The sequence below is a fragment of the Streptomyces sp. NPDC007905 genome (assembly GCF_042959345.1).
In the GTDB taxonomy this organism is placed as follows: Bacteria; Actinomycetota; Actinomycetes; order Streptomycetales; family Streptomycetaceae; genus Streptomyces.
In genome coordinates this window covers 363359-382798 of record NZ_JBIBKS010000003.1, presented here as the reverse complement: position 1 = coordinate 382798, position 19440 = coordinate 363359, and the positions used below count along the sequence as shown (strand labels likewise).

General features: G+C 70.7%; 17 protein-coding genes and 1 pseudogene. 13 read left to right on the top strand and 5 right to left on the bottom strand.

Translation table 11 applies throughout. From position 1 onward, the window contains the following. Nucleotides 1–10 precede the first annotated feature (10 nt). Entirely contained in the window at nt 11–931 is a 921-nt protein-coding gene (locus ACFZDC_RS08105; RefSeq protein WP_391321331.1) for a hypothetical protein, read from the top strand. A gap of 15 nt (nt 932–946) precedes the next feature. Here the strand turns inward: ACFZDC_RS08105 and ACFZDC_RS08100 are convergent, their stop codons facing one another. Then, a complete protein-coding gene (locus tag ACFZDC_RS08100) occupies nt 947–1411 on the bottom strand; it encodes a DUF3093 family protein (protein WP_391321329.1) in 465 nt (154 codons plus the stop codon). 58 nt (nt 1412–1469) lie between these two features. On the opposite strand from ACFZDC_RS08100, the gene ACFZDC_RS08095 reads away from it, so the two are divergent. The 7 genes and pseudogenes from ACFZDC_RS08095 (at nt 1470) to ACFZDC_RS08065 (ending at nt 7391) form a co-directional block, all read left to right on the top strand. Next, nucleotides 1470–2054, top strand: a complete 585-nt coding sequence (locus tag ACFZDC_RS08095) for a hotdog domain-containing protein (protein ID WP_391321327.1) — start codon at nt 1470–1472, stop codon at nt 2052–2054. Beyond that, nucleotides 2051–2629 carry a dUTP diphosphatase gene (dut, locus tag ACFZDC_RS08090; protein ID WP_391321325.1) on the top strand — a complete coding sequence of 193 codons (579 nt, stop codon included), beginning with the start codon at nt 2051–2053 and terminating at the stop codon, nt 2627–2629. Before ACFZDC_RS08095 ends, dut begins: the two co-directional genes overlap by 4 nt. Before the next feature lies 1 nt (nt 2630). After that, on the top strand, nt 2631–3398 hold the full coding sequence (locus tag ACFZDC_RS08085; protein ID WP_391321323.1) for a DUF3710 domain-containing protein: 768 nt from the start codon (nt 2631–2633) through the stop codon (nt 3396–3398). A 340-nt stretch (nt 3399–3738) separates the two neighbouring features. Continuing rightward, nucleotides 3739–5382, top strand: a pseudogene (locus ACFZDC_RS08080) (ATP-binding protein); the annotation flags it as partial. Then, on the top strand, nt 5379–6065 hold the full coding sequence (locus ACFZDC_RS08075) for a response regulator (RefSeq protein WP_391321321.1): 687 nt from the start codon (nt 5379–5381) through the stop codon (nt 6063–6065). The pseudogene ACFZDC_RS08080 and the gene ACFZDC_RS08075, both read left to right, overlap by 4 nt. Nucleotides 6066–6239: 174 nt before the next feature. Then, nucleotides 6240–6638 (top strand): OB-fold nucleic acid binding domain-containing protein, encoded by a 399-nt coding sequence (locus tag ACFZDC_RS08070; RefSeq protein ID WP_391321320.1) that lies wholly within the window; start codon nt 6240–6242, stop codon nt 6636–6638. Between the two features lie 3 nt (nt 6639–6641). Continuing rightward, on the top strand, nt 6642–7391 hold the full coding sequence (locus tag ACFZDC_RS08065) for a DUF3159 domain-containing protein (RefSeq protein ID WP_391321318.1): 750 nt from the start codon (nt 6642–6644) through the stop codon (nt 7389–7391). 147 nt (nt 7392–7538) lie between these two features. On the opposite strand, the gene ACFZDC_RS08060 is transcribed toward ACFZDC_RS08065, so the two are convergent. Together ACFZDC_RS08060 and ACFZDC_RS08055 are read right to left on the bottom strand one after the other, a co-directional pair. Next, complete coding sequence (locus ACFZDC_RS08060) at nt 7539–8210, bottom strand: NAD-binding protein (RefSeq protein ID WP_391321316.1); 672 nt, start codon at nt 8208–8210, stop codon at nt 7539–7541. Further along, nucleotides 8210–8881 (bottom strand): NAD-binding protein, encoded by a 672-nt coding sequence (locus ACFZDC_RS08055; RefSeq protein WP_391321314.1) that lies wholly within the window; start codon nt 8879–8881, stop codon nt 8210–8212. Before ACFZDC_RS08055 ends, ACFZDC_RS08060 begins: the two co-directional genes overlap by 1 nt. A 435-nt stretch (nt 8882–9316) precedes the next feature. On the opposite strand from ACFZDC_RS08055, the gene ACFZDC_RS08050 reads away from it, so the two are divergent. The 5 genes from ACFZDC_RS08050 (at nt 9317) to ACFZDC_RS08030 (ending at nt 17664) form a co-directional block, all read left to right on the top strand. Then, complete coding sequence (locus tag ACFZDC_RS08050; protein ID WP_391321312.1) at nt 9317–11365, top strand: amino acid permease; 2049 nt, start codon at nt 9317–9319, stop codon at nt 11363–11365. A 101-nt stretch (nt 11366–11466) separates the two neighbouring features. Further along, on the top strand, nt 11467–12795 hold the full coding sequence (locus ACFZDC_RS08045; protein WP_391321310.1) for a TRAM domain-containing protein: 1329 nt from the start codon (nt 11467–11469) through the stop codon (nt 12793–12795). Nucleotides 12796–13384: 589 nt separating this feature from the next. Then, the gene (locus tag ACFZDC_RS08040) at nt 13385–14944 is read left to right on the top strand and encodes a glutamate synthase-related protein (protein WP_391321308.1); all 1560 of its coding nucleotides are present in this window, start codon (nt 13385–13387) and stop codon (nt 14942–14944) included. A gap of 14 nt (nt 14945–14958) precedes the next feature. Continuing rightward, entirely contained in the window at nt 14959–16722 is a 1764-nt protein-coding gene (locus tag ACFZDC_RS08035) for a thiamine pyrophosphate-dependent enzyme (RefSeq protein WP_391321306.1), read from the top strand. Nucleotides 16723–16818: 96 nt separating this feature from the next. Next, complete coding sequence (locus tag ACFZDC_RS08030; RefSeq protein WP_391321304.1) at nt 16819–17664, top strand: SigB/SigF/SigG family RNA polymerase sigma factor; 846 nt, start codon at nt 16819–16821, stop codon at nt 17662–17664. Between the two features lie 384 nt (nt 17665–18048). Here the strand turns inward: ACFZDC_RS08030 and ACFZDC_RS08025 are convergent, their stop codons facing one another. Both ACFZDC_RS08025 and ACFZDC_RS08020 read right to left on the bottom strand, forming a co-directional pair. Next, entirely contained in the window at nt 18049–18900 is an 852-nt protein-coding gene (locus ACFZDC_RS08025; protein WP_391321302.1) for a YhjD/YihY/BrkB family envelope integrity protein, read from the bottom strand. Nucleotides 18901–19228: 328 nt separating this feature from the next. Further along, nucleotides 19229–19402, bottom strand: coding sequence for a CsbD family protein (locus ACFZDC_RS08020; protein WP_079133780.1), 174 nt, complete (start codon nt 19400–19402; stop codon nt 19229–19231). Nucleotides 19403–19440 lie beyond the last annotated feature (38 nt).

The window sequence follows — 19440 nt, the reverse complement described above, 5'->3', positions numbered from 1 at the left end:
CGGGTCGGCCGTGACTGGCTCGACCCCTCCACGGAAGCGCCGCTTCCCCCCGTGGGGAGCGGACAAGGGGCCGCACGACGGCCCGCACGGCGCGCGTGACGACGAGCGGGGCTCAGCCGGTACGGGAGCCTCGCTCGAGTCGGCGTCCGGTCCGGGCGGCCTGCCGACGTCGGCGGAGCAGCCCGCGGCCGTCGCCCGGCGACGGGCCGCGGTGATCCGGGACAAGGCCAGGCATCTGGCCCGGGAAGGCGCCCGTAGGGGCGGCAGCCGGGCTCGGACGGGGCTGGCGTACCTCGCGGACCGGATCATCGAGATCGCCCCGCGTATCCCCGTACGCGACCTCGCCACGCTGCGCAGGCAGTTCCCGGGCCTGGACCCGGAGCGACTCGCCGACAAGCTCGTGGCGGGCGCGGCGGCCGGGACCTCGACGGTCGGGGCCGGGATCGGGGCGGCGGCGATGCTGCCGGTGCCGCCGGCCATGCCCACCGAGCTGGCCGCGGAGATCACCGGAGTCGCGGCGATCGAGCTTAAGTTGGTCGCCGAGCTGCACGAGGTGTACGGCGTACGCCCGCCGGGGAACCTGAAGGCCCGCAGTACCGCGTATCTCTCCTCCTGGTCGAGGGAGCGCGGGATCAACATGACGAAACCGGCGACCGTCGACGCGGCGCTCGGCGGCCAGATGAAACGCGAGCTGCGCCAGCAGATCACGAAGCGGATGGTCCGGGACCTGCCCAACCTCATGCCGTTCATGCTGGGCGCGGCGGTGGGGGCGGTCATGAACCGCCGGGACACCAAGAGACTCGCCGCGCGGATCCGGACGGATCTGCGGAAGACCCAGGTGCCGTGGGAAGCGCTGACCGAGCTCCCGCCGCTGGAGAAGCCCGAGCACCCGCTGAAGCTGAGCGACCTCCCCGAGGAACTCGGGAACTGACCTGCGGAAGAGGGGCTACGCCTGCTCGTCCCGGGCCGCCTCGATCGCCGCCGCCAGCCGCTCCGGTTCCCGCGTCGACAGGTACAGGTACGGCGTCGGGTCCGCCGGGTCCGTGACCTCCACCCGCAGGGCCGTGGGGATGTACGCGCGCAGCAGCAGGAAGGCGCGGGTGTCGGCCTTGTACGTCCGCCAGGCGCGGGCCGCCTCCGCGTCCAGGACCTCCGACGTGCCGAGCGCCGACACCGGGATCTTCGCCTCGCCCGCGATCAGGGAGTCGCCCACGACACGGATGCGCGGGGAGCCGTAGGCGCTGCCCACCACCGCGGACGCCGCCGTACCGCCGACCAGGCCGCCGAGCAGCGGCAGAGTGCCGAAGGGGAGCAGTATCAGGGCGAACGAGACACCCACGAGGAAGCTGATCAGCCACCACGAGCGGGGGGCGGTGAGGCGTTCTTCGTAGGGGGTGGCGGAGAGCTGCATGGAGCCAAGCTTGGCACGGTGTCCGCATCCCGCCGACGCGCGGGTAAGGTCTGCGGTCGTGAGTGGTAGTTCCGCAGCTCTTCAGCCTCCCGCCGACGCGGTGAAACCGGTACGGCACCCCGACGCTCCCGCCCCCGGCGAGCTTCTCGGCGCCCACTACGAACACTGCTTCGGCTGTGGACACCAGCAGCCGCACGGGCTGCACCTGGAGGCGCGCGCCGGAGAGGGCGTCTCGCTGACCGCCGAGTTCACCGTCCAGCCCGCCCACCAGGGCGCCCCGGGGCTCGCGCACGGCGGAGTGCTGGCCACCGCGCTCGACGAGACCCTGGGCTCGCTGAACTGGCTGCTGCGGACCATCGCCGTCACCGGCCGGCTGGAGACGGACTTCGTGCGGCCCGTTCCGGTGGGCACCACGCTGCACCTGGAGGCGGAGGTCACCGCCGTGGCCGGGCGGAAGATCTACTCCACCGCCACCGGGCGGATCGGCGGCCCCGAGGGGCCCGTCGCCGTGCGCGCCGAGGCCCTCTTCATCGAGGTGAAGGTCGACCACTTCATCGACCACGGCCGCACGGAAGAGATCCGGGCCGCCATGAGCGACCCGGACCGGTTCCGGCGCGCTCGCGCCTTCGAGGTGAACCCGTGACTCCCGGCAGTCCCACGAGCCCCGTCGGCCGGGACCCCCTGAACGTGCTGATCCGCCGCATCGATCCGGACGTGCCGCTTCCGGCGTACGAACACCCGGGGGACGCCGGAGCCGATCTGCGCACCACCGAGGCCTGTGAACTGAAGCCCGGTGAGCGGGCCGTGCTGCCCACGGGCGTGTCGATCGCCCTCCCGGAGGGGTACGCGGCCTTCGTGCACCCCCGGTCGGGGCTCGCCGCCCGCTGCGGTGTCGCCCTCGTGAATGCCCCGGGGACGGTTGATGCCGGGTACCGTGGGGAGATCAAGGTGATCGTGGTGAATCTCGACCCGCGCGAGTCCGTGCGGTTCGAGCGCTTCGACCGGATTGCCCGACTGGTCGTCCAGCAGGTCGAGAGGGTCCGCTTCCAGGAGGTGGCGGAACTTCCCGATTCGGCGCGGGCCGAGGGGGGCTTCGGGTCCACCGGCGGCCATGCCGCGGTGGGTGGCGAAAGCGGCACAAGCGGTCAGGCCGCCACGGGCGGTCGGACGGGTGGGAATCGATACGCTTCGGTCGTATCCGACCGGGAAGGACAGTGACGTGTTCGGACGTCGCAAGAAGAAGGGTGCCGCCGAGGACGCGGCCGGCGAGGCCGAGCAGGTCGTCGACAGCGTCGACACCGAGGCGGACGAAGAGGAGACCGAGCGCGAGCGCGTCCGGCTGGAGCCCGGGCCCCGGCCCGACGGGCCGTGGGACAGCAGCGAGGTGCGCGACCCGGGCGAGGGCCGTGTCGACCTCGGCGGTCTGTTCGTGCCGGGCGTCGACGGCATGGAACTGCGGGTCGAGGTCGCCGGTGACGCGATCGTCGCGGCGACCGTCGTGCTGCGCGACAGCGCCATCCAGCTCCAGGCCTTCGCCGCGCCCAAGCGCGAGGGCATCTGGGGCGAGGTCCGCGAGGAGATCGCGGGCGGCATCACCCAGCAGGGCGGCATCGTCGACGAGGTCGAGGGTCCGCTGGGCTGGGAGCTGCGCGCCCAGGTACCGGTGCAGCTGCCGGACGGCACCGGCGGTTTCCAGGTCGTGCGGTTCGTCGGCGTGGACGGCCCGCGCTGGTTCCTGCGCGGTGTGATCTCCGGCCAGGGCGCCGTGCAGCCGCAGGCCGCCGGCCTGCTGGAGCAGATCTTCCGGGACACGGTCGTGGTCCGCGGCGAAGGACCGATGGCGCCCCGCGACCCGATCGTCCTCAAGCTGCCGAACGACGCCCAGATGGTCCCCGAGGGCGTCCAGCAGGAGGAGGTGGAGGGCTCGCGCTTCTCCGGCGGCATGGGCCAGCTGCAGCGGGGACCGGAGATCACCGAGGTCCGCTGAGAACGGGACGACGAAAGGGCCGCACCCCAGGGGCGCGGCCCTTTCGCATGCGTGCGTGCACGTCGCCGAGACCAGCCGCATCCAGGGGCAGGACCTCTACGGCACCGACCTCGCCGAGCGGCTGCGGCAGGCGCTCGGCTTCCAGGGCCGGGTGAGCTGTCCTGCGGCCAGCAAGCAGCGCGTGGCGATCGCCCGCGCCCTCGCCAACCGCCCCGCCCTCCTCATCGCCGACGAGCCCACCGGCCGGCCGGACGCCGAGACCGCCCATGCGGTGACGGAGCTGCTCCGGGCCGTCGTGCGCACCGAGAGGGCCACCGCGCTGGTCGCCCACACACGACTACCGGCCTCCCTGCTCGACTTCGCGCGCGGTGTCAACGCCACCCAGATCGTGCTCGGTTCCTCGCGCCGCAAGGCCTGGCAGTACGTCTTCGGGCCCGGCGTCGGCGCCACGGTCGCCCGGGACTCCGGCCCCGACCTCGACGTCCACATCGTCACCCACGAGGAGGTCGCCAAGGGCCGGGGACTGCCCGTCGCCCGCGGTGGGCGGCTCGGCCGGGCCCGGATCACCTCGGGCTGGCTGGTGGGCCTGGCCGGACCGGCGGTCCTCGCGGTGCTGCTGAACACCGTCGACCTCGGCCTCGCCAACGACATGCTGCTGTTCCTGGCGGTGACGGTCGCCGCGGCCCTGCTCGGCGGCCTGCTGCCCGCCCTGGCCTCGGCGGCCTTCGGCTCCCTGCTGCTGAACTACTTCTACACCCCGCCCCTGCACCGGCTGACGATCGCCGACCCCAAGAACATCGTGGCCATCGCGATCTTCTTCGGCGTCGGCATGTCGGTGGCCTCGGTGGTGGACCTCGCCGCCCGGCGCACCCAACAGGCCGCCCGGCTGCGCGCCGAGTCCGAGATCCTCTCCTTCCTCGCCGGCAACGTGCTGCGCGGCGAGACCGGCCCGGAGGAGCTGTTGGAGCGGGTCCGGGAGACCTTCGCCATGGAGTCGGCGGCCCTGCTGGAGCGCAGGAGCGACGTCGAGCCGTGGACCTGCGCCGGCCGCGCCGGGTTCGGGCCGCCGCTGGTGCGGCCCGAGGACGCCGACGTCGACATGCCGGTCGGCGACCACATGGCTCTCGCGCTGACCGGCCGGGTACTGCCCGCAGAGGACCGCCGGGTGCTCGCCGCCTTCGCCGCCCAGGCCGCCGTCGCCCTGGACCGCAGACGTCTTCAGGAGGAGGCGGACCAGGCCAAGGAGCTGGCCGAGGGCAATCGCATCCGTACCGCCCTGCTCGCCGCCGTCAGCCACGATCTGCGCACCCCGCTCGCCGGGATCAAGGCCGCGGTCTCCTCCCTGCGCTCCGACGACGTGGCCTGGTCCGAGGAGGACAGGGCGGAGCTGCTGCAGGGCATCGAGGAGGGCGCCGACCGGCTGGACCACCTCGTGGGCAACCTCCTCGACATGTCCCGCCTGCAGACCGGCACCGTCACCCCGCTCATCCGCGAGATCGACGTGGACGAGGTGGTCCCGATGGCGCTCGGCGGCGTACCCGAGGACAGCGTCGAGCTGGACGTCCCCGAGACGCTGCCCATGGTCGCCGTCGACCCCGGGCTGCTGGAGCGGTCGGTGGCCAACCTGGTGGAGAACGCCGTCAAGTACAGCCCGCCCGGACTGCGCGTCCTGGTGTCCGCCAGCGCCATGAGCGACCGGGTCGAGGTGCGTGTCGTGGACCGCGGGCCCGGCGTGCCGGACGAGGCGAAGGACCGGATCTTCGAACCCTTCCAGCGTTACGGCGACGCCCCGCGCGGTGCCGGGGTCGGCCTCGGCCTCGCCGTCGCCCGCGGCTTCGCCGAGGCCATGGGCGGCACCCTGGACGCCGAGGACACGCCGGGCGGCGGGCTCACCATGGTGCTCAGCCTCCGCGCGGCAGGATCGGGTCCCGAGCCCCTCCCTCTCGGGGAGCACAGCACAGAACCGGAAAGGCAGGCCTCATGACCCGGGTGCTCGTGGTCGACGACGAGCCGCAGATCGTGCGCGCCCTCGTGATCAACCTCAAGGCGCGCAAGTACGAGGTCGACGCGGCGGCCGACGGCAGGACCGCCCTCGACCTCGCCGCCTCCCGTCACCCCGACGCGGTCGTCCTCGACCTGGGCCTGCCGGACATGGACGGCGTCGAGGTGATAAAGGGGCTGCGCGGCTGGACCCGGGTGCCGATCCTGGTCCTGTCCGCCCGCCACTCCTCGGACGAGAAGGTCCAGGCGCTGGACGCGGGCGCCGACGACTACGTCACCAAGCCCTTCGGCATGGACGAACTGCTGGCCCGGCTGCGGGCGGCCGTACGCCGGGCAGAGCCGGTCGGGCCCGGCGAGGACGATGTGACGACCGTGGAGACGGAGGGCTTCACCGTCGACCTGGCCGCGAAGAAGGTCAACCGTTCCGGCAAGGACGTCCGGCTCACCCCGACCGAGTGGCACCTGCTGGAAGTGCTGGTCCGCAGCACCGGGCGCCTGGTCAGCCAGAAGCAGCTCCTGCAGGAGGTGTGGGGGCCGTCGTACGGTACGGAGACCAACTACCTGCGCGTGTACATGGCCCAGCTGCGCAGGAAGCTGGAGGCGGACCCGTCACACCCGAAGCACTTCATCACGGAGCCGGGGATGGGGTACCGGTTCGAGAAGTGAGCCGGGGGGTCGGCCGGGGGTCCGGGGGTTGCCCCCCGGGGGATGCGGCATCACGGAGCCGGGGATGGGGTACCGGTTCGAGAAGTGAGCCGCGGGGTTGGCCGGGGGTGGGGTCCCGGTTCGAGACGTGAGCTGCCGTACGGTCCTGTCGGTGGATCCCGGTACGCTTCGGATATGACAGCTGTCCCTCGTTCCGAAAAGCCGGTCGGCCGGTTCCGGCGGATGCTCGACCGGCTCTCCTCGTCGCAGGAGGACCTGGAGTCCGAGGAGCTGCGGGAAGACGCCGAGACCGCGGGGTGCACCAGGATCGGTGACTGCCGTGACCGGCAGATCGTCACCGTAACTGGTACCTTGCGCACGGTCACACTGCGACCGCGCGCCGGAGTCCCGGCCCTGGAGGCCGAGCTGTTCGACGGCTCCGCCGCGCTGGACGTGGTGTGGCTCGGCAGGCGCTCCATCGTGGGCATAGAACCGGGGCGCAAGCTGATCGCATCGGGCCGGATCTCGATGAGCCGGGGCCGCCGGGTGCTCTTCAACCCGAAATACGAACTGCGACCCCTCGGACGGGAGTAGCCGGTGACGTCCCTCGACAAGCCGACCGAAGACACCGAACAGACTCAGCCGGACGAGGCCCGCGACGCCCGCGCGGTCACCGAGGCCGCGCTGTTCGAGGCGTTCGGTGGTGTCCGCGGCATGGTCGAGACGGTGCTGCCCGGTCTCCTCTTCGTCGCGATCTTCACGATCAACAAGGACCTGCACATCTCGGCGATCGCCGCGCTGGCCGTGTCCCTGGTGCTGGTCGTGGTCCGGCTGGCCAGGAAGGACACCGTCAAGCACGCCTTCAGCGGCGTCTTCGGCGTGGCCTTCGGTGTCGTCTTCGCGATGTTCACGGGCAACGCCAAGGACTTCTACCTCCCCGGCATGCTCTACACGCTGGGTCTGGCGCTGGCCTACATCATCACGACCCTCGCCGGAGTCCCCCTGATCGGCCTCATCCTCGGCCCGGTCTTCAAGGAGAACCTCTCCTGGCGCACCCGCAACCCCGGCCGCAAGAAGGCCTACGCCAAGGCCAGTTGGGCCTGGGGCCTGATCCTGCTCGCCAAGTGCGCGATCCTCTTCCCGCTGTACTGGTGGGCCGACACGGCGCAGCTCGGCTGGGTGCTGGTCGCGCTGAAGATCCCGCCGTTCCTGCTGGCGGTCTGGCTCACCTGGGTCTTCCTCGCGAAGGCGCCCGCGCCGATCGACGTGTTCGCGGAGATGGAGGCCGAGGAGAAGGCGGAGAAGGAGAGGCAGGCCGCAGCGGGAAGGCACCGGCGTGAGGTCTGACCCCACGCGCGTGCCGGCGTACCTCGGAGCTGTGCCCCGCGTACCCGCCTCGGCCTGAACGGCCTCGTCCTCGAACGCCGGCCGGGCCGTGGACAAAGGGCGCCCTTGTTGCCAAGGGCGCCCTTCACCGTCGCACCGCCGGGGGCGTCAGGCTTCTTCCCGCCGCACCGACAGCAGCTCCTCCAGCTGCTCCTCCCGGGCCTGCGCGGCCACGAAGAGGAGTTCGTCGCCCGGCTCCAGGGAGTCCTCCTTGGACGGGGTCAGGACGCGGGTGCCGCGGATGATCGTGACCAGGGACGTGTCCTGCGGCCACTCCACGTCGCCGACCTGGGTGCCGGCCAGGGCCGACTCCTCGGGCAGCGTCAGCTCGACGAGGTTGGCGTCGCCGTGGCTGAAGCGGAGCAGCCGGACCAGGTCGCCGACGCTCACCGCCTCCTCGACCAGGGCGGACATCAGACGCGGCGTGGACACGGCCACGTCGACGCCCCACGCCTCGTTGAACAGCCACTCGTTCTTCGGGTTGTTCACCCGGGCGACGACGCGCGGAACGCCGTACTCCGTCTTGGCGAGCAGCGAGACGACCAGGTTGACCTTGTCGTCGCCGGTCGCGGCGATCACCACGTTGCAGCGCTGCAGCGCCGCCTCGTCCAGGGAGGTGATCTCACAGGCGTCGGCCAGCAGCCACTCCGCCTGCGGCACCCGCTCCACCGAGATGGCGGTCGGAGCCTTGTCGATGAGCAGGACCTCGTGGCCGTTCTCCAGCAGCTCGCCCGCGATCGAGCGGCCGACGGCGCCGGCTCCGGCAATGGCGACCCTCATCAGTGACCGCCCTCCTCTTCCGGGCCCTCGGCGAAGGCCGCCTCGACCTTCTCGACGTCGACCGCGCGCATCATCACATGGACGAGGTCGCCCTCCTGCAGCACCGTCTGCGAGGTGGGCAGGATGGCCTCGCCCAGGCGGGTCAGGAACGCCACGCGGACGCCCGTCTCGTCCTGCATCTTGCTGATCTTGTGGCCGACCCACTTGGGGGAGGCGTGCACCTCGGCGAGCTGCACCCCGCCGGTGGGGTCGCGCCACAGCGGCTCCGCGCCCGAGGGGAGCAGGCGGCGCAGCATCTGGTCGGCGGTCCAGCGGACCGTGGCGACGGTGGGGATGCCCAGGCGCTGGTAGACCTCGGCGCGGCGCGGGTCGTAGATCCGGGCGGCCACGTTCTCCACGCCGAACATCTCGCGTGCCACGCGCGCGGAGATGATGTTGGAATTGTCGCCACTGGAGACGGCGGCGAAGGCGCCGGCCTCCTCGATGCCCGCCTCGCGCAGGGTGTCCTGGTCGAAGCCGACCCCGGTGACCCTGCGGCCCCCGAATCCCGGGCCCAGCCGGCGGAAGGCGGTGGGGTCCTGGTCGATCACGGCGACCGTGTGTCCCTGTTGCTCCAGGGTCTGGGCAAGAGCGGAGCCCACTCTTCCGCAGCCCATGATGACGATGTGCACGACCGTCCTTCCGGTGTCCAAAAGCTACTGCTCAGCATCAGGGTCTCAGACCGACGCCCAAAGCTACACACGCGAGGTTGGGGGCGGGCACCCCTGTGCCGGGGTTTCCCGCGATCACCGGCGGTGACCAGCGGCGCCGCTGATCGCGCGCCGCTCAGCGGTGACTCGCCGACGGCTCCGAGCGGCGAGTGATGCTGCGCACGCTGAACAGCGTCAGGATTCCGAGGCCGACGAGGGCGACCGTGGCCCCGATCAGCTCTGCGGTCGCGGGCATGGGACCTCCGAAGTGCGATGACAGGCGGGGTCTGCCATCTAGGCACGCAGGTCGCGCGGACCACGGAATCCGCAGTTCCGGGCGTCCCGGATTTCACTCGTGAGGCAGAACCGGGATGCCGGGTGGGCGGTTGCCTGTTCGAAGGCCTACCATCCACTGTCGTGTCCAAACTGACCGACGTGCCCAAACGGATTCTGATCGGGCGCGCCCTGCGCAGTGACCGGCTGGGCGAAACGCTCCTGCCGAAGCGCATCGCACTCCCCGTCTTCGCCTCCGACCCGCTGTCCTCCGTCGCCTACGCGCCGGGGGAGGTCCTGCTGGTCTTGTCCATCGCGGGCGTGTCGGCGTACCACTTCAGCCCCTGGATCGCGGTCGCGGTCGTCGTGCTGATGTTCACGGTGGTCGCCTCGTACCGCCAGAACGTGCACGCCTACCCGAGCGGCGGCGGTGACTACGAGGTGGCGACCACCAACCTCGGTCCCAAGGCCGGTCTGACCGTGGCCAGCGCGCTGCTCGTCGACTACGTCCTGACCGTCGCCGTCTCCATCGCCTCCGGCATCGAGAACCTCGGCTCCGCGATCCCCTTCGTCGTCCAGCACAAGGTGCTCTGCGCGGTGGCCGTGATCGTCCTGCTGACGCTGATGAACCTGCGGGGCGTGAAGGAGTCGGGCAAGCTCTTCGCGATCCCGACCTACGTCTTCGTCGGCGGCGTCTTCATCATGATCGCGTGGGGTGCCTTCCGGGGCATGGTCCTCGGCGACACCATGCGGGCGCCGACGGCCGACTACCACATCAAGGCCGAACACCAGGGCCTCGCCGGCTTCGCCCTCGTCTTCCTGCTGCTACGGGCCTTCTCCTCCGGCTGTGCCGCGCTCACCGGCGTGGAGGCGATCTCCAACGGCGTCCCGGCCTTCCGCAAGCCCAAGTCGAAGAACGCGGCGACCACGCTCGCGATGATGGGCCTGCTGGCCGTGACGATGTTCTGCGGCATCATCGCCCTCGCCATGTCGACCAACGTCCGCATGGCCGAGAACCCGGCCACCGACCTGATCCACAACGGCAGCCCGCTCGGCTCCGGCTACGTCCAGAACCCGGTGATCTCCCAGGTCGCCGAGGCGGTGTTCGGCAAGGGCAGCTTCCTGTTCGTCGTCCTCGCCGCCGCCACCGCGCTGGTGCTGTTCCTCGCGGCGAACACGGCGTACAACGGCTTCCCGCTGCTCGGCTCGATCCTCGCCCAGGACCGCTACCTGCCGCGCCAGCTGCACACCCGTGGCGACCGGCTCGCCTTCTCCAACGGCATCGTGCTGCTCGCGGGCACGGCGATGCTGCTGGTGGTCATCTACGGCGCCGACTCCACGCGCCTGATCCAGCTCTACATCGTCGGCGTGTTCGTGTCCTTCACACTCAGCCAGACCGGCATGGTCCGGCACTGGAACCGCCACCTGGCGGTCGAGGAGGACCCGGCCAAGCGCAGCCACATGGTCCGCTCCCGCGCGATCAACGCCTTCGGTGCCTTCTTCACCGGCCTGGTGCTGGTCGTCGTGCTGGTCACCAAGTTCACGCACGGCGCCTGGGTCGCCCTGCTGGGCATGTGCATCTTCTACGCGACGATGACCGCGATCCGGAAGCACTACGACCGGGTCGCCGAGGAGATCGCGGCTCCCGAGGGGCCGTCCGACGACAGCGTGCGTCCGTCCAGGGTGCACTCGGTGGTGCTGATCTCGAAGATCCACCGGCCCACGCTCCGTGCCCTGGCCTACGCCAAGCTGATGCGCTCGGACACCCTGGAGGCGCTCACCGTCAACGTCGACCCGGTGGAGACCAAGGCGCTGCGCGAGGAGTGGGAGCGGCGCGGGATCGACGTACCGCTGAAGGTCCTCGACTCGCCCTACCGCGAGATCACGCGGCCGATCATCGAGTACGTCAAGAGCCTGCGCAAGGAGTCGCCGCGCGACGCGGTCTCCGTGATCATCCCCGAGTACGTGGTCGGCCACTGGTACGAGCACCTGCTGCACAACCAGAGCGCCTTGCGCCTGAAGGGACGCCTGCTGTTCACACCGGGCGTCATGGTGACCTCGGTGCCCTACCAGCTGCAGTCCTCCGAGGCGGCCAAGCAGCGGGCCCGCAAGCGGCAGGAGTGGAGCGCGCCGGGAGCGGTCCGGCGTGGTCCGGCGGTGGAGCGTCCGAAGGAGTCCGCCGCCAAGGACTGAGGCGCCAGGGCGAGGCCGTAGACTGGTGGGCTGTTGTCAGGCCCACCGCTCTGCGGCCTCTTCCGTTGCCGCGTTCCTTCCCGATCTGGAGTCACCCCACCATGCAGACAGAACCGACCAAGTCTCTGGTGGGCGAGGAGTACGAAGTCGAGATCGGCCCCGTCGCCCACGGCGGCCACTGCATCGCCCGTACCGCCGAGGGCCAGGTGCTGTTCGTCCGGCACACGCTGCCCGGCGAGCGGGTGGTGGCCCGGGTGACCGAGGGCGAGGAGGGAGCCCGCTTCCTGCGCGCGGACGCGGTGGAGATCCTCGAACCCTCCAAGGACCGCATCGAGGCCCCCTGCCCCTACGCCGGGCCCGGCCGCTGCGGCGGCTGCGACTGGCAGCACGCCAAGCCGGGCGCCCAGCGCCGGCTGAAGGGCGAGGTGATCGCCGAGCAGCTCAAGCGGCTCGCGGGCCTCACGCCCGAGGAGGCCGGCTGGGACGGCACGGTCGTGCCGGCCGACGGCGACAAGCTGCCCGCCGGTCAGGTCCCGCAGTGGCGCACGCGCGTGCAGTACGCGGTGGACGCCGACGGCAACGCCGGACTGCGCCGCCACCGCTCGCACGAGGTCGAACCGATCGACCACTGCATGATCGCCGCGGCCGGTGTCAGCGAACTCGGCATCGAGGAACGGGACTGGTCCGGCATGGTTTCCGTCGAGGCGATCGCCGCGACGGGTTCCCAGGACCGCATGGTGATCCTGGAGCCGCGGCCCGGCGCGCGGCTGCCACTCGTCGAGCTCGACAGGCCCGTCTCGGTGATGCGCGTCGACGAGAACGACGGCGGTGTCCACCGCGTCCACGGCCGCGGGTTCGTGCGCGAGCGCGCCGACGACCGCACCTACCGCGTCGGCAGCGGCGGCTTCTGGCAGGTCCATCCGAAGGCCGCCGACACCCTGGTCAAGGCCGTCATGCAGGGCCTGCTGCCCCGCAAGGGCGACATGGCCCTCGACCTCTACTGCGGTGTGGGCCTCTTCGCCGGCGCCCTCGCCGACCGCCTCGGCGAGAAGGGCGCGGTCCTCGGCATCGAGTCCGGCAAGCGCGCGGTGGAGGACGCGCGGCACAACCTGGCCGACTTCCCCCGCGTGCGCATCGAGCAGGGCAAGGTCGAGTCGGTCCTGCCGCGCACGGGCATCACGGAGGTCGACCTCATCGTCCTCGACCCGCCCCGCGCGGGCGCGGGCCGCAAGACGGTCCAGCACCTCTCCTCCCTCGGCGCCCGCCGCATCGCCTACGTCGCCTGCGATCCCGCCGCGCTGGCCCGTGACCTGGGGTACTTCCGGGAGGGCGGGTACCGGGTGCGGACGCTTCGGGCGTTCGATCTGTTTCCGATGACGCATCACGTGGAGTGCGTGGCGATTCTCGAGCCTGCTACAAAGGGGCTCTGACCTGCGGGCTCTTGTAGATTCCTCAGGCGCGGCCGGTGCGCTCGATCTGTTTCCCGAAATGCCTGACGTGAACCACGTCCGATGCGCCTGAGCGTCACTGACCTGCTGTTTTGCGAGCACTACGGGAACGGCGGCTGTGCCTCGTTCGGTGCAGGCCAGCGCGGCGGCAGGTTGTCTTGACGCTCGGATGACGCTCGCTCTGATGGTCTGTCAGATCAGTGTCGACCGCGCTCGGTCCGGTGGGCCGCCCGTCGCGTTCCGGCGCTACGTGCCCCGGGGGTACGGCGGTGGGGTCGGCGAGGATCTGTTCGCGTCCGGCGGTGAGGGCGGCGTCGGGGCCGAGGGTGTCGGGGAGGGTCTTGCCCATGCGGTACGGGCTGGGGCTGATGGCGTGTTCCCGTGTGGGCGCGGCGCTGAGGGCGAGGGGGTTGAGAAGCCCCATGCGGTCCACCACCCTGACGAGCGTGGCCGGGGGCTCGCGGCCCGTCCGGCGGCCACGGCGACTGGGAGCGTCCAGTGCCCGGCTGTCGCGCATGGCAATCGACAACCGGGCAATGCGCCAGGTGTGACACGCGTTGGAATCGTCCTCATGACTCTCGTGGCCGCTCTCGGGGCTTTGGCCGCGGCGCTCGGGATCTCGCCCTACTGGTGGTTCGCGGCCGTTCCGCTCATGTTCACGGGGGTGCTGGGCGCCTGGGACCTGGTGCAGCGTCGGCACTCGGTGCTGCGCAACTATCCCGTCCTCGGCCATGCCCGCTACCTCCTGGAGCGCGTACGCCCGGAGCTGCAGCAGTACTTCATCGAGCGGAACTATGACGGGCGCCCCTTCGACCGGGATGTGCGCAGCATCGTCTACGAGCGCGCCAAGGGCACCGACGCGGAGGAGCCGTACGGCACCGAGCGGGACGTGTACCAGCCCGGTTACGAGTTCCTGGTCCCGTCGATGGCGCCGTGCCCGGTGCCGAAGGACCCGCCGCGCGTGAGGATCGGCGGACCGGACTGCAGCCGTCCGTACGACATGGCCCTGCTGAACGTCTCGGCGATGAGCTTCGGGTCGCTCTCCGCCAACGCCGTCCTCGCACTCAACGGGGGCGCGGCGGCAGGGGGTTTCGCCCAGGACACCGGTGAGGGCGGGCTGTCCGAGTATCACCTCCGTCCGGGAGGCGACCTCGTTTGGGAGATCGGCACCGGGTACTTCGGTTGCCGCACGCCCGACGGCGACTTCGACCCAGCCGAGTTCTCCGACAAGGCCGCACACGATCACGTCAAGTGCGTGTCCCTGAAGCTGTCGCAGGGCGCGAAGCCCGGCATCGGCGGTGTTCTGCCGGGAGCCAAGGTGAACGCCGAGATCGCCCGGGTCCGCGACGTGCCCGAGGGGCGGACGGTCGTCTCCCCGCCGTACCACCGGGTGTTCTCCACCCCGCGCGAACTCGTGCGCTTCATCGCTCGCATGCGCGAGTTGTCCGGTGGCAAGCCTGCCGGGTTCAAGCTGTGTGTGGGCTCGCGGCGGCAGTTCCTGGCCGTGTGCAAGGCCATGCTTGAGGAGGGCACGGCGCCTGATTTCATCGTGGTGGACGGCGCCGAGGGTGGGACCGGTGCGGCGCCGCTGGAGTTCGCGGACCATGTGGGTACCCCGCTCACCGAGGGGCTGCTCACCGTTCACAACGCCCTCGTGGGCACCGGCCTGCGCGACCGGATCAGGCTCGGCGCGAGCGGCAAGATCGCCACCGGGACCGACCTGGTCAAACGCATGGTGCAGGGTGCCGACTACGGCAACGCTGCGCGGGCGATGATGTTCGCCGTCGGGTGCATCCAGGCGCAGAGGTGCCACACGAACACCTGCCCCACCGGCGTCACCACCCAGGACCCCCGCCGCGCCCGCGCCCTCCACGTCCCCGACAAGACGACGCGCGTCCAGCGCTTCCAGGAAGCGACCGTGGCCAGCGCGTTGCAGATCATGGCGTCCATGGGTGTCACCGATCCCGCGCAGCTGCGTCCGCACATGCTCCGCCGGCGCGTCGACCCCTGCACCGAGCGCTCCTTCGAGGAGCTGTATGAGTGGCTCCAGCCCGGGCAGCTGCTCGCCGAGCCACCGGCCTCTTGGGCGGCCGACTGGAACGCCGCCGACCCCGACCACTTCACCGTCTGAACCGGAGGACTCACGTGGCCCGTACTGTTGCCCGCGTCATCGTGGACGCGTTGAGCGAGCTCGGCGTGCGCCAGGTGTTCGGCGTCGTGGGAGACGCGCTCAATCCCCTCACCGACGCCATCCGCACCACCGAGGGCCTGGAATGGGTGGGCTGCCGGCACGAGGAGGCGGCGGCTTTCGCCGCGAGCGCCCAGTCGCAGCTCACCGGCACCCTCGGCGTGTGCATGGGCACGGTCGGGCCCGGTTCCGTCCACCTCCTCAACGGGCTGTACGACGCGGCCAAGAGTCACGCCCCGATCCTGGCGATAGCCGGCCAGGTACCCCTCGCCGAACTCGGCAGCGACTACTTCCAGGAGGTCGACAACGACGCCCTCTTCAGTGACGCGGCCGTCTTCCGTGCGACCATCACCTCGCCCGACCAGCTGCCGCAGATGCTGGAGACGGCGGTGCGCCACGCACTGGGCCGCAAGGGCGTCGCGGTCCTCACCGTGCCGGGTGACCTGGGCGAGCGGGAACTGACCGCCGACCGGCCGGCCCGGTTCTCCTTGAACGCCCCGGTGAGCCGGCCGGACGGGTCGGCCGTCCACCGCGCCGCGGAACTCCTCGACAGCTCCGAACGGGTCACCCTGCTCGTCGGTGAGGGCGCCCGCGCCGCCCGCGAGGACGTCCTCACCCTCGCCGACCGTCTGGCCGCACCGATGGTGCTCACACTCAAGGCCAAGGCGGGCTTCGAAGGCGACGACAACCCCTTCCAGGTCGGCCAGACGGGGCTGATCGGCAACCCCGCCGCCGCTGCGGCCCTCCAGGACGCGGACACCCTGCTGCTGCTCGGCACGGACTTCCCCTACCGGGACTGGTATCCCAAGGGCCGGACCGTCATCCAGGTGGACACAGAGGCCACCCATATCGGACGCCGGGTACCGGTCGACGTCGGGCTCGTAGGAGACACCGGCGCCACCGTACGCGACCTCTTGGACGACCTCGCCGCCGCGCCCGCCGGGTTCGAAGGCGCACGTGACCGCTCTCACCTGGAGAAGGCGCGTGAACGCTTCGACCAGTGGCGCACCGGTCAGGCCCGGCTCGCCGATCCGTCGCACGACAAGGGCGTGGTGGGCCGTATCCGCTCCGCGCTGGACAACCGGGCCCATGACATCCGCCCCGAGGCGCTGGCCGCGGCCGTCGACCGGATCGCGGCCGATGACGCCGTCTTCACCTCCGACACGGGCATGGCCACCGTGTGGCTCTCGCGCTTCGTCGAGATGCGCGGCGAGCGGCGCCTCATCGGCTCCTACAACCTCGGCTCGATGGCCAACGCCATGCCCCAGGCCCTGGGTGCCCAGTGCCTGGACCGCGAGCGGCAGGTCGTGGCCTTCTGCGGCGACGGCGGACTGAGCATGCTCCTTGGCGACCTCATGACCCTGAAGACGTACCGCCTTCCCGTCAAGCTCGTCGTCTTCGACAACCGCCGGCTGGGCATGGTGAAACTCGAACAGGAGCAGTCCGGTCTGCCCGAGTTCGGCACCGTGCTCGACAACCCCGACTTCGCCGCCGTAGCCGAGGCCATGGGCATCACCGGCATCCGTGTGACCGACCCGGCCGACGTGGAGGGCGCCGTGCGACGCGCCTTGGGCAGTCCGGGCCCGGTCCTGCTGGACGTCCTCACCAACCCCGACGAGATCGCCGTCCCGGCCAAGCCGACCGTCGAGCAGGGCTGGGGTTTCGCGGTCGCCAAGGTGAAGGAAATCGTACGCAGCCATGGAGAGTCCGGCGGGGACTGACAACAGTTCGAGGAATGCCGATCGGCGGACGGGGTAGGCGCGTGCCTGCCGGACGATGGACCGGCGAGGACGAGGCTGATCGACTGGGAGGGCGCCATGATGCCGACGACGACCGTGCTGACCGCCGAGCAGACGGTGGATGTGCCGGAGATCACGGACCCTTCCAAGGTCGCGCCGAAGGACGCGCGGGAGCTGTCGAAGCCGTTCTTCGACCGGCTGGCCGTCCTGGAGGAGGGAACGCCCGAGTATCAGTACGCGCGCAACACGCTGATCGAGATGAACATGTCCCTGGTCCGCTACGCGGCCGGCCGGTTCCGCAGCCGCGGGCCGGAGGAGATGGAGGATATCGTCCAGGTCGGCATGATCGGACTCATCAAGGCGATCGACCGCTTCGAGCTGACCCGCGAGGTCGAGTTCACCTCCTTCGCCGTGCCGTACATCGTCGGCGAGATCAAGCGGTTCTTCCGCGATACCTCCTGGGCCGTACATGTCCCGCGCCGGCTCCAGGAAGCCCGCGTCCAACTCGCCCGCGCCAACGAGGAACTGCGCAGCCGACTGGGCCGGACACCGACCACGAAAGAGCTTTCCGAGCTGATGAGCCTTCCGGAGGACGAGGTCGTCGAGGCCCAACTGGCCTCCAACGGCTACAAGTCCGCCTCCCTGGACGCGGCGATCAGCGGCAGTGAGGACGGCGAGGCCGCGCTGGCGGACTTCATCGGTGACGAGGACGCCGCCCTCGGCCTGATCGAGGACTTCCATGCCCTCGCCCCGATGATCGCCGAACTCGACGAACGCGACCGCAAGATCATCCACTGGCGGTTCGTGGAGGAACTCACCCAGGCCCAGATCGGTGAACGTCTCGGTGTCTCCCAGATGCACGTCTCCCGGCTGATCTCCCGTCTCCTGGCCCGCCTGCGTGAAGGCATGCTCAGCACCGTCTGACGGTCGGGGGCCCGGCAGCCGGACGGCAGCCGGGCGTCCTGCGGAGCGGGGGAGATGTCGGGTGTAGTGCCTCACTTTTGCGAGGTCCTGCCGATCGGGCGGGGCCCCGCGGCTGCGTGGTGCGGTCCGCTCCACACTCGCCGCGATCGGGTACGGGCCGATGACAGATACGGCGCTCCGAGCACCGTTCCCACCCCGAGACGCGGCGCACCGCGCGAGGCCGGAGGCCGCGACCGCCCACGCGGCCGGCGGGCAGACACCGCCACAGGTCAACCGAGCGGCCTGCTCACGGTTCGTGCGGTGTCGGCGCGTGCGTGCCGTACTGAGCGAACCGGCCGAAGGGAAGGCTGCGGGCGGTCCCGCCGCAGGTGCTGGAAGACCGGCTCATTCCCGGTGCACGGGCTTCGCCAGCTCTGCGTTGAACTGAGCGCCGACCAGCAGGGACAGGTTGGACAGCCATAGCCAGACCAGGAAGACCACGACGCCTGCCAGTGAACCGTACAGACGGTGATAGGTGCTGACATGGGAGGTGTAGACGGCGAATCCGAGTGAGACCCCCAACAGAAGCACTACCGCCAATGTGCCGCCGGGCACCATCTTCCCGACAGGGCGGGAGGGCGGCGGGCCCGAACGGTACAGGACGAGTACCAGGGCGACGGCGACGGCGACCACGACCGGCCACCGCAGTGTGTCCCAGGCGGCCTGGGGCCAGGTGCCCAGAGACAGCACCCGGCCCAGACGCCGGGCCAGGCTGCCAGTGAGAAACAGCGCGAGGGTCGACGCGAGAAGCAGGGAGATCAGGACGAGGGCCGTGGCGATGATACGCGGAGCAGTGCGCCAGACCGGCCGGTGCGCGCTGGTCCGATGCATGGCGTGCAACGCCCGGCGGAAGACGCTCAGATAGCTGGACCCCGACCACAGGGCTCCCGCCCCTCCAAGGATGATCAACGTCCATGCCGCCGACGACTGTCCGGCCATCTGCCGCAGGGTGCCGCGCAGCAGAGCGCGGGACGCGACCGGAGCGGCCTGCGACATGCGGTCGATGACCTCTGGCCTGGCCGTGGGCATGGTCAGACCCAGGATCGAGAGGATCACCAGCAGCAAGGGGAACAGGGCCAGGACCGCGTAATAGGTCAGCGCAGCGGCCCAGTCCGTGACGTCGTCGTTCCAGACGGCCACCGGCGTCCGGCGCAGCGCCGCCCACCACCGAGCCGTGTGACTGTCTGCATCATCCATGACGCGGACGCTCTCACCCCCGTCCTCGGGCCGCCTCATCCAGCAATACGGTGCGACACCACCCGGCCGCGTGTGTCGGGTACCGCACCAAGTGCCTGCTGCCCGAGACACTTTGGCCCTCACTGTACGCATGCCCGGCACGCTTTTCGAGCAGCCGCTCTGGTCAGCGGACGGTCACAGGGGGCCACGGTCCCTTGCCTCTCTCAGCCACCGTGTGGTGAACAGAGCCGTCGGCACGTTCCCGTGTCCGCCGGGGACCTGCCGGAAGGGGCCTTCCCGGAGTCAGGCCGGGCAGGCCCCTTTCGAATTCTCGGTGGAGAATGCAGGTTTAGTGCTTGAACGCGTCCTTCGCCTTTTCCTTGGCCTCACGGGCATCACCCGTGCTCTTCTCAGCCTGCCCCTCAGCAGCCATACGGTCGTTTCCGATGGCGCTTCCCACGGCTTCCTTGGCCTTGCCCTCGGCCTGCTCGCTCTTTGCCTTGGCCTTCTCGCCGGCAGTCATGGAAGAGTACCTCCTGATAGCTCGTGTGCCGCTGTCGC